This window comes from Allonocardiopsis opalescens (assembly GCF_003002095.1).
Taxonomy (GTDB): domain Bacteria; phylum Actinomycetota; class Actinomycetes; order Streptosporangiales; family Streptosporangiaceae; genus Allonocardiopsis; species Allonocardiopsis opalescens.
In genome coordinates this window covers 453628-462643 of sequence record NZ_PVZC01000007.1, presented here as the reverse complement: position 1 = coordinate 462643, position 9016 = coordinate 453628, and the positions used below count along the sequence as shown (strand labels likewise).

Sequence of the window (9016 nt, the reverse complement as noted above, 5' to 3'; positions counted from 1 at the left end):
ACCTCAACACCATCCTCACCACCCTCACCACCCACGGCATCACCACCATCACCGCCCAACCACCCACCCTCGAACAACTATTCATGCGCCACTACACCGCCCGTCCGGCCGACGCCGACCGCCGTGCCGCGGAAGCGGCACGATGACCGCCTTCGCCGGGACCGGCGGACTGATCCGGCTCATCCTGCGCCGCGACCGGGTGCTGCTGCCGCTGTGGATCGCGCTGTCGGCGGCGCTGCCCGCGTCGATCTCGGTCAGCACCACCCGCCTCTACACCACCCCGGCCGAACTGGCCGCCTTCACCGCGCAGGCCATGGCCAACCCGGCGCAGCTGGCCATGCGCGGCCAGATCTTCGCGCCCACCGTGGGCGGCCTCACCGCCTGGACCGTCGGCATGTCCGGCGCGCTGATCGGCGGCACGGTCAGCCTGCTGCTGGTCGTCCGGCACACCCGCGTCGAGGAGGCGGCGGGCCGCCGCGAACTGCTCGGCGCCACCGTTGTCGGACGCGCCGCGCCGCCGGCCGCCGCACTGGCCGTCGTGCTCGGCGGCAACCTGCTGCTCGCACTGCTGGCGGCGGCCGGGCTGGCCGCCACCGGGCTGCCGGTGGGCGGTTCGCTGCTGCTGGGGCTGTCCATGGCGGCGGCGGGCGGAGTGTTCGCCGCGGTCGGGGCGCTCGCCGCCCAGCTCACCCAGGGGGCGGGCACCGCACGCGGCCTGGGCGTCGGCGCGGTCGCGGTCTTCTTCGCGATGCGCGCCGTCGCCGACTCCGATCCCGCCCTCGGCGGCCTGGCCTGGGCCTCCCCGATGGGCTGGGCGCGGCTCACCCGCGCCTACGCCGGGGACGACTGGGCGGTGCTGCTGCCCTCCGTCGCGCTGACGGCGGCGCTGGCCGGTGCCGCCTTCGCGCTCTCCGCCCGCCGCGACCTGGCCGCCGGGCTGCTGCCCGCCCGGTCGGGACCGGCCGCCGCGCCGCCGTCGCTGCGCGGCACCCTCGCGCTCGCCTGGCGGATGCAGCGCGGCGCGCTGCTGGCCGGGGCGGCCGGCGCCGCCCTGCTGGGCATCGCCTTCGGCCAGGCCGTCAACGGGCTGGACGAGCAGCTGGACACGCCGCAGTTCGCCGCACTGGCGGCCACGATCGGCGGCGGCGCCGACGTGGCGACGGTCTTCTTCCAGTTCGTCCTGTACGTGCTCAGCCAGGTCGTCGCCGGTTACGCGATCATGGTCGCGCTGCGGCTGCGCACGGAGGAGACCGACGGACGGGTGGAGGCGCTGCTGTCCACCCCGGTCGGGCGGCTGCGCTGGGCCGGGAGCCACGTGTTCTTCGCGCTGGCCGGCCCGGCCGTGCTGCTGGCCGCGCTGGGCCTGGGCGCCGGGCTGGGCTACGGCGCCGCCGTGGACGACGTGGCCGGGCGGGTGCCGGTCGTGCTCGCGGCCGCCCTCGCCTACCTGCCCGCCGTCTGGGTGCTCGCGGGCGTGGCCGTCGCGCTGTTCGGACTGCTGCCCCGGTGGGCGGCCGCGGTGAGCTGGAGCGTGTTCGGGCTGATGCTGCTGGTCGACCTGCTGGGGGAGTTCCAGCTGGTGGACGCGGCGGTGATGTGGGCCTCGCCCTTCTACCTGGCGCCCGACATCCTGTTCGACGGCGCCGCCGGCGCCGCGCCGCCGCTGGCCGGGCTGACCGCGCTCGCGCTGGCGCTCGGCGCGGCCGGGCTGGCGGGCTTCCGCCGCCGCGACCTCACCCCCTGAGCGCGCCCGAACCACGAGGGCGTGCGGGGCGCCGGACCGGTCCGGCGCCCCGCACGGCGGTGGCCGGGATCAGGCGGTCGTCTCGGAGCGGTCGCCGCCCCACAGCGTGTGGAAGACGCCGTCGCGGTCGGCGCGCCGGTAGGTGTGCGCGCCGAAAAAGTCGCGCTGCGCCTGGGTGAGGGCGGCCGGCAGCCGCTCGGCGCGCAGGCCGTCGTAGTAGGCGAGCGCGGTGGCGAAGCCGGGGGTGGGCACGCCCAGCCGCGCCGCGGTGGCCACCACCCGGCGCCAAGCGTCCTGCGCCGCGCCGAGCGCCTCGGCGAAGTGGTCGTCGACCAGCAGGGTGGCCAGTTCGGGGTTCTTGCGGTAGGCGTCGGTGATCCGGTTGAGGAACACGGCCCTGATGATGCAGCCGCCCCGCCAGATGGTGGCGACCTGGCCGGGGTCGATGCTCCAGCCGTACTCGGCGCTGCCCGCCTGGATCTGGTGGAAGCCCTGCGCGTAGGCGACGATCTTGGACGCGTACAGCGCCTGCTCGACGTCGTCGGCGAAGCGCTCGGCGTCGGCGCCCGACAGCCGCTCGCCGGAGGGGCCCGGCAGCCCGCGCGCGGCCGCGCGCAGGTCGGCGTGGCCCGACAGCGAGCGCGAGAACACGGCCTCGGCGATACCCGACACCGGCACCCCGAGGTCGAGCGCGCCCTGCACCGTCCAGCGGCCGGTGCCCTTCTGCTCGGCCTGGTCCAGCACCACGTCCACGAAGGGGCGGCCGGTGGCGGCGTCGGAGTGCGCCAGCACCTCGGCGGTGATCTCGATCAGGTAGGAGTCGAGCCGGCCGGAGTCCCAGGTGCGGAAGACCTCGGCGATCGCGGCGGGCTCCAGGCCCAGGCCGTGCCGGAGCAGGTCGTAGGACTCCGCGATCAGCTGCATGTCGGCGTACTCGATGCCGTTGTGCACCATCTTCACGAAGTGGCCGGCGCCGTCGGGCCCGACGTGGGTGACGCACGGGGTGCCGTCGACGGTGGCCGCGATGTCCTCCAGCATCGGGCCGAGCGTCTGGTACGCCTCCGCCGAGCCGCCCGGCATGATGCTCGGGCCGTGCAGCGCGCCCTCCTCGCCGCCGGAGATGCCGGTGCCGACGAAGTGCAGCCCCCGCTCGCGTAGCGCGGCCTCGCGGCGGCGGGTGTCGAGGAAGTGGGCGTTGCCGCCGTCGATGATCATGTCGCCCGGTTCGAGCAGCGGCGCGAACTCCTCGATCACCGCATCGGTGGGCGCGCCCGCCTTCACCATGATGACCAGCCGCCGGGGCCGCTCCAGCGCCGCCACGAACTCCTCGGCCGTCTCGGCCGGGATGAAGTCGCCTTCGTGCCCGAACTCGTCGACCAGCGCCTTGGTGCGCGCGGCGGTGCGGTTGTGCACGGCCACGGGGTGGCCGTGCCGCGCGAAGTTGCGGGCCAGGTTGCGGCCCATCACGGCCAGTCCGGTGACCCCGATGCGTGCCTGCTGCGCCATCTCGTCGTCCTCCGTCGTCGTGGGCCGGGCCTCCGCCGGGCGGAGCCCTCCTCGCGGGGAGCCACCTCTCGCGGTGGCGGCCGCCACGTCAGCCAACCGCCTGGGAATGTGCCGGTGTTCCCGTGGCGCGGGGCCGGAAAGCCCTAAGCCATCGTAGTTGCGGCGCACCGGGCCGACCACGCCGCGGCGCGGCGCGGCGCCGGTATCGTGCGGTCGGGGTGGTCAGCCGCCCAGCCGGCGGCGCCACCACCCGTAGGAGCCGCGCCGCAGCGGCGGGAAGCCCTCGGCGTCGCCCCTGAAGGTCCCGTAGGAGCCACGCACATAGCAGCGCGACTCCGCGAGCAGGTCCGCGCCGGGGCCCGTGCCGTCCGGCCCCAGGTCGACGGTGCACTCCTCGGTCTCCCAGCCTGACAGCTCCCACGGCAGCGGTCGCTCGCCGTGCCAGGTCAGCTCGGCGGCGGTCCGCTCCCACCGGGGAGTACCGCGCAGCGGCCGACGGCGCTCGCACAGGCCGAAGTCGGTGACGGTCGTCCGCTGCAAGGTGCGGTTGGAGATCCGCAGCACCAGCAGCGGCCGCCCGTCCGGCCCGAACCCGCGCTCGGACCGGATCCGCAGCGCACGGAACGGCCCCGAGTCCGCCAGCAGGAAGTCCGCCACCCACCAGGCGGCGGTGAGCAGGGTGAGCACGAACGCGGCCGGGGCGGCGAGCACGCCCGGCAGGCGGATGCGGCGCGGGGCACCGCGGGTCTCCCTCACCCGCCCAAGGATGCCGTGCTCCGGACCGGACGGGGAGGGGCGGGGCCTGCCACCGGCCCCGCCCCTCCGGTCAGGGACTGCCGTAGACCTCGGCGCGGTCCACGGTGACGATCGCGTCGGACGCGGCGGGGACGTGCTCGCCGGTCACCCGGACGGTGAGGGTGTGCGAGCCCGGTCCCAGCCGGGGGCTCACGTACACCGGCTGCTCGCCGACGCGGATGGAGCTGTAGAAGCTGACCGGCGCCGAAGGGGGGCCGCCGTCGATGGAGAAGGTCGCGGTGCCGTGGTCGGTGTCCACCGAGGAGTACAGCGCGATCCGGGTGCCGGTGAAGCGGAAGGTGGCGGTGGCGCCGGCCTGGGCCGTGTAGTGGTCGTCGCCGTAGAAGCAGCTGTTGCCGCAGGTGGATCCGTAGGTCCAGCCGCCGCTGTAGGAGACCTGGAGATTGCCGCCGCCGGTCCAGGAGTCGTTGATCGCCACCGCGCCCGGGCCCGGGTCGCCGGAGGGCAGCGCCTGGGTCGCGCCGGCCGCCAGCGGGGTGCCCAGGTTCGGCGTGCCGTCGGCGTTCCAGCCGATCCGCTGGGCCCGGGTGGTGCGGTAGCTGTAGGTGTAGGTGGACGTGTTCTTGGCGTGGTAGGCGATCCAGTCCTCGGTGCCGTCGGGGGAGCGGAAGAAGAAGTGGTGGCCGGGGCCCCACACGCCGGCCGCGTCGTTGCGGGAGAACAGCGGGCCGGGCAGCTGGGTCCACGCCGACGCGTTCATCGGGTTCGCGCCGTCGGGCAGCGACAGGGACCAGATCTGGTAGTCGGGTCGGCCGGTGTCGCAGGTGGAGTAGGTGAGGAAGGTGCGGCCGTCGTCGCCGTAGAGCGGGGTGGGGCCTTCGCGCACCTCGGGGCAGCCGCCGTCATTGGGCAGGGCGACGCGGCCGCCGGTGACGGTCCAGGGGTTGCTCATCTCGGCGATGTAGAGCTGCTGGGGGCCGCCGGAGAAGCCGCGGCCGGGGCTGCTCCACACGAAGTACGGCCGCCCGTTGTGCATGATCGGCTCGCCGTCGATGGCGTAGACGCCGAAGTCGGCGATGCGGCCGCGGAAGGTGTAGGGCCCGGCGGGGTCGTCGCCGGCCGACTCCAGCACGTACAGGCGGTGGCTGGCGTCGCGCTGGACCGGGTCGGAGATCCGGCTGTCGGCGGCGGTGTAGTACAGGTACCAGCGGTGGCCGCCGTCGGCGTGCGGGAAGCGGTGCAGGGCCGGCGCCCACAGCTCGGTGTTGCGGCTGGGGTCGCTGTCGCGCCACACGTCGATCGGATCTGCCGTGGCCAGCCCGGCGAGGCTGGGGGAGCGCCAGATGGTCAGCCGGTCGCCCTGGGTGGTCGACAGGTAGTACATGTCGTTGTGGTAGACGATGGTCGGGTCGGCGCCCCGGTTGAGCGGGTTGCGGAACTCCGCGGGGGCCGCCCGGACGGGTTCGGCCGGCGGGGGCTGCGCCGCCGACGGCGCCGCCACCAGCCCGGCCAGCGCCACCGCCGCCAGTACGATCCCCGCGAGCCGCCGGCCCCGGCGACGCGGTCGTCCGGTCCTCGATTCCCGTGCAGCACCCATGGTCACATCCCGTCACCGAGTCCAGCGTTGCGTATACCGTCTTACATCGATGTAATGGGGTCGTACAGGCCCAATCGCCCCGCCCGGCCCCTGAGCGTCACTGCCCGCCCAGCCCGGTGGTGGCCACACTGCTGACGATCTGGCGCTGGAAGAGCATGAAGACCAGCACCATCGGCGCCGCCGCCACCATGGACGCCGCCATGTTCTGCGCGTACACGGTGCCGTAGGCGCTGAGCACGTTGGGGATGCCCACCGGCAGCGTCATCAGGTCGGGGTCGCTGATGACGATGAACGGCCACAGGAAGTTGTTCCAGGCGCTGATGAACACGAAGATCGCCACGGCGGCCAGGATCGGGCGCGACAGCGGCAGCACCACCGACCACAGCACCCGCCAGTTGCCCGCGCCGTCCATCCGCGCCGCCTCCTCCAGCTCGCGCGGGATCCGGTCGAAGAAGCGCTTGAGGATGAAGACCATCACCGGCGCCACCACCTGCGGCAGGATCACCGCCCAGTAGGTGTCGGCCAGGTTCCAGCCCACCATCTGCTGGAACAGCGGCACGATCATCAGCTGCGGCGGCACCATGATGGCGGCGACGGTGCACCAGAACAGCACCCGCCGCCCCCGGAAGATTGTGCGCGAGAACGCGTAGGCGGCCAGCGCCGACACCACCACAGTCAGCGCAGTGACGCCCACCGCCACCACGAGGCTGTTGACCATCCAGCGCTGGATGTTGCCGGTCGCGAACAGGCTCGCGTACTGCTCCAGGGTGAAGCCGCCGGCGGGGATCCAGCTCAGCGGCAGCGCGATCGCGTCCGGCTCCGTCTTGAACGAGGTGACCAGCGCCCAGGCGAAGGGCAGCAGCCACACCGCCGCCATCAGCGTGAGCGCCGCCATGCCCAGCACGCGGGGGACGGGGCCGGGGCCGAGGGAGAGCGCCCGCCGCTTGCGGTTCTCCTCGCGCCGCTGCCGCACGCGCTCGCGCCGGGCGAGTCCGGCGGGGACGGCCGCCTCAAGGGTGGTGCTCATCGCTGTGCCCTCCTGCGCGCGGTGAACCAGAGCTGGGCGAGGGAGACCGCGACCACGATTGCCAGGAACAGGAACGAGATGGCCGCGCCGTAGCCGATGCGGTAACCGGTGAAGCCCACGTCGTAGACGTGCAGCAGCACCGGGGTGGTGGCGTCGTCCGGGCCGCCGTTGGTCATGATGTAGATCTGGTCGAAGACCTTCATGGAGGCCAGCAGCTGGAGCACGACCACGATCCCGGTGGTGCCGCGCAGCTGCGGCAGGGTGATCGACCACAGCCGCGACCACGCCCCGGCGCCGTCGATGGCGGCCGCCTCGTACAGGTGGTCGGGCACCGATTGCAGCGCGGCCAGGTAGAGCAGGAAGTTGAAGCCGACCGTCCACCACACCGTGGTGATCGCGATCGACCACATCGCCACCGCCGGGTCCGACAGCCAGCCCACGCCCTCGGAGCCCAGCCCGGCCAGCATCTGGTTGACGAAGCCGAAGTCGCCCTGGAACAGCCACTGCCAGACCAGCGCGACGGTCGCCACCGGCAGCAGGAAGGGCGCGAAGAACGACAGCCGCCACAGCCACTGCCCCGGCAGCCCGCTGTGCACGAGCAGCGCCATCACCAGCGCCAGCAGCACCAGCGGGACCGTGCTGATCAGGGTGAAGTAGACGGTGTTGCCGAGCGTGTGCCACACCATCGGGTCGGTCAGCGCCTCGGCGTAGTTGGCCAGGCCGACCAGGTCCCCGCCGCCGCCGACGAGCGAGGTGTCGGTGAGGCTCAGCCACAGCCCGTACAGCAGCGGCCAGAGCAGGAAGGCGCCGTAGACGAGCAGGAAGGGCAGCAGGAAGGCCCAGCCGGAGTCGCGGACCCGCTGCCACAGCGGAACGGCGGCCGGCGGTGCGGCGGACCGGGGGCGCGGCGCGGCCGCCGCGGTGACGGGTGGGGCGGCGGCCATCAGCGGTCTCCCTCCGTCGGGTTCTGGCGGTTCGCGAACGCGGTCAGCACCCCGGACAGCTGCTCGACGGCGGCCTCGGGGCCGGCGCCGGTCAGCGCGGTGCTCATGGCGCCGGTCGTCTGGGTGTGGAACTCCGATCCCGCGCCGGCGAACCAGGCGGGCGGGTCGAGGACGACGCGCTCGCCCGCGACCGCGTAGTCGACCTGGGGTCGCAGCTCCCCGTACTCGGGCAGCTCCAGGATCGGCAGGTAGGCGGGGATGTGCCCGGCCTGCGCCCAGGTCAGGGATTCCCGGAGGATCAGCGCGACGAAGCGGTGCGTGGCGCGCACCCGCTCGGGGTCGGGCTCGGACTGCCTGGGCAGCACGAAGGCGTGCGCGTCGGCGTAGTTGGCGGGCTGCTCGAAGATGGTCGGGAACGGTGCCGCGCCCAGCGCCAGCTGCGTCTCACGCAGGTAGGGCAGCTCCCACTCGCCGGTGAACAGCACGCCCGCGCGTCCGTCGGCGAAACCGGCCAGCGCGCCGAAGTAGTCGAGGTTGTTGGGGGAGCTCTGCCCGTCGAGCAGTTCGGCGAGGAAGCGGAAGACCCGCAGCGCGGCGTCCGGGTCGAAGACGGGCTCGCCACCGGGCGGGAACTCGATGGTGGCGCCCGCCTGGGTGTAGAGGGTCAGGAACAGCCGCCAGGACTGGGAGTCGTCGTTGACGTAGCCGAAGGCGACGCCCTGGTCACCGCTGGCCGCCGCCAGCTCGCGGCTCGCCGCGACGAAGTCCTCGGGCGACTCGAACTCGCGCAGCCGCCCGTCGGTGTCCAGCAGCCCGGCCCGGTCGGCGATGTCGGTGTCGTAGAAGGCGATGAACGGATGGCTGTCCAGCGGGATGGCGTAGACCTCGCCGTCGTGGGTGGACCGCGAGCGCAGCCCGGCGTTGAGCTGGTCCTCGGTGAGGCCGAACTCCGCCAGCATGCCCAGGTCGAAGGGGTGCAGCAGCCCGCCGGGGGCGTAGCCGGTCAGCCGGGACAGGTGCATCACCCCCACCTCGGGGGCGCGGCCGCCGACCGACGACATGGCGAGCTTGGTGTAGTACGGCGGTCCCCAGGCCAGCACGGTGGAGTCCACGTCGATCTCGGCCGCCCGCCGCTCCACGGCCGCGATCATCTCCTCCATCAGCGCGCCGTCACCGCCGGTGAGCGGGCTCCAGAACCGGATCCTGCTCTGCGCGCCGGCACCGCCGGCGCCGCAGCCGGCCAGTGCGCCGCCGAGGCCGACCGTTCCGGCGAGCGCGAGACCGCCCGCGATCAGTCCGCGCCTACTCAGCGGGCGTCCGAGCGGGCCGGGCGGTACGCCCGCGCCGCCGGGTCGTCCTGCCATCCGCGTCCTCCTCCACCGCACGGGACGATGACCGTCCGCTCCTCGCCGACCTGCGCGAACGGCCGCTGATCACGTGCC

The 9016-nt window shown here is 73.8% G+C and carries 7 protein-coding genes; 1 reads left to right on the top strand and 6 read right to left on the bottom strand.

The window, feature by feature from the left end; all coding sequences use genetic code 11:
- The first annotated feature begins 142 nt into the window (after positions 1-142).
- Positions 143-1744 carry an ABC transporter permease gene (locus CLV72_RS31870; RefSeq protein WP_146159541.1) on the top strand — a complete coding sequence of 534 codons (1602 nt, stop codon included), beginning with the start codon at positions 143-145 and terminating at the stop codon, positions 1742-1744.
- Positions 1745-1813: 69 nt separating this feature from the next.
- Here the strand turns inward: CLV72_RS31870 and gndA are convergent, their stop codons facing one another.
- The 6 genes from gndA to CLV72_RS23745 form a co-directional block, all read right to left on the bottom strand.
- The gene (gene gndA, locus CLV72_RS23770; RefSeq protein ID WP_106250408.1) at positions 1814-3250 is read right to left on the bottom strand and encodes an NADP-dependent phosphogluconate dehydrogenase; all 1437 of its coding nucleotides are present in this window, start codon (positions 3248-3250) and stop codon (positions 1814-1816) included.
- Positions 3251-3472: 222 nt separating this feature from the next.
- Positions 3473-4006, bottom strand: a complete 534-nt coding sequence (locus CLV72_RS23765; RefSeq protein WP_106250406.1) for a hypothetical protein — start codon at positions 4004-4006, stop codon at positions 3473-3475.
- A 70-nt stretch (positions 4007-4076) separates the two neighbouring features.
- Entirely contained in the window at positions 4077-5525 is a 1449-nt protein-coding gene (locus tag CLV72_RS23760) for a glycoside hydrolase family 43 protein (protein ID WP_245930399.1), read from the bottom strand.
- Positions 5526-5700: 175 nt separating this feature from the next.
- The gene (locus tag CLV72_RS23755; RefSeq protein ID WP_106250401.1) at positions 5701-6630 is read right to left on the bottom strand and encodes a carbohydrate ABC transporter permease; all 930 of its coding nucleotides are present in this window, start codon (positions 6628-6630) and stop codon (positions 5701-5703) included.
- Positions 6627-7574: a carbohydrate ABC transporter permease gene (locus CLV72_RS23750; RefSeq protein WP_106250399.1), complete on the bottom strand. Its 948-nt coding sequence runs from the start codon at positions 7572-7574 to the stop codon at positions 6627-6629. The genes CLV72_RS23755 and CLV72_RS23750 overlap by 4 nt, the downstream gene beginning before the upstream one ends.
- Positions 7574-8938, bottom strand: coding sequence for an extracellular solute-binding protein (locus CLV72_RS23745; RefSeq protein ID WP_106250398.1), 1365 nt, complete (start codon positions 8936-8938; stop codon positions 7574-7576). Before CLV72_RS23745 ends, CLV72_RS23750 begins: the two co-directional genes overlap by 1 nt.
- Positions 8939-9016: the final 78 nt, after the last annotated feature.

Coding starts and splice junctions, on each gene's coding strand:
- CLV72_RS31870 (WP_146159541.1), top strand. CDS start 143: ATGACCGCCTTCGCCGGGACCGGCGGACTGATCCGGCTCATCCTGCGC.
- gndA (WP_106250408.1), bottom strand. CDS start 3,250: ATGGCGCAGCAGGCACGCATCGGGGTCACCGGACTGGCCGTGATGGGC.
- CLV72_RS23755 (WP_106250401.1), bottom strand. CDS start 6,630: ATGAGCACCACCCTTGAGGCGGCCGTCCCCGCCGGACTCGCCCGGCGC.
- CLV72_RS23750 (WP_106250399.1), bottom strand. CDS start 7,574: ATGGCCGCCGCCCCACCCGTCACCGCGGCGGCCGCGCCGCGCCCCCGG.
- CLV72_RS23745 (WP_106250398.1), bottom strand. CDS start 8,938: ATGGCAGGACGACCCGGCGGCGCGGGCGTACCGCCCGGCCCGCTCGGA.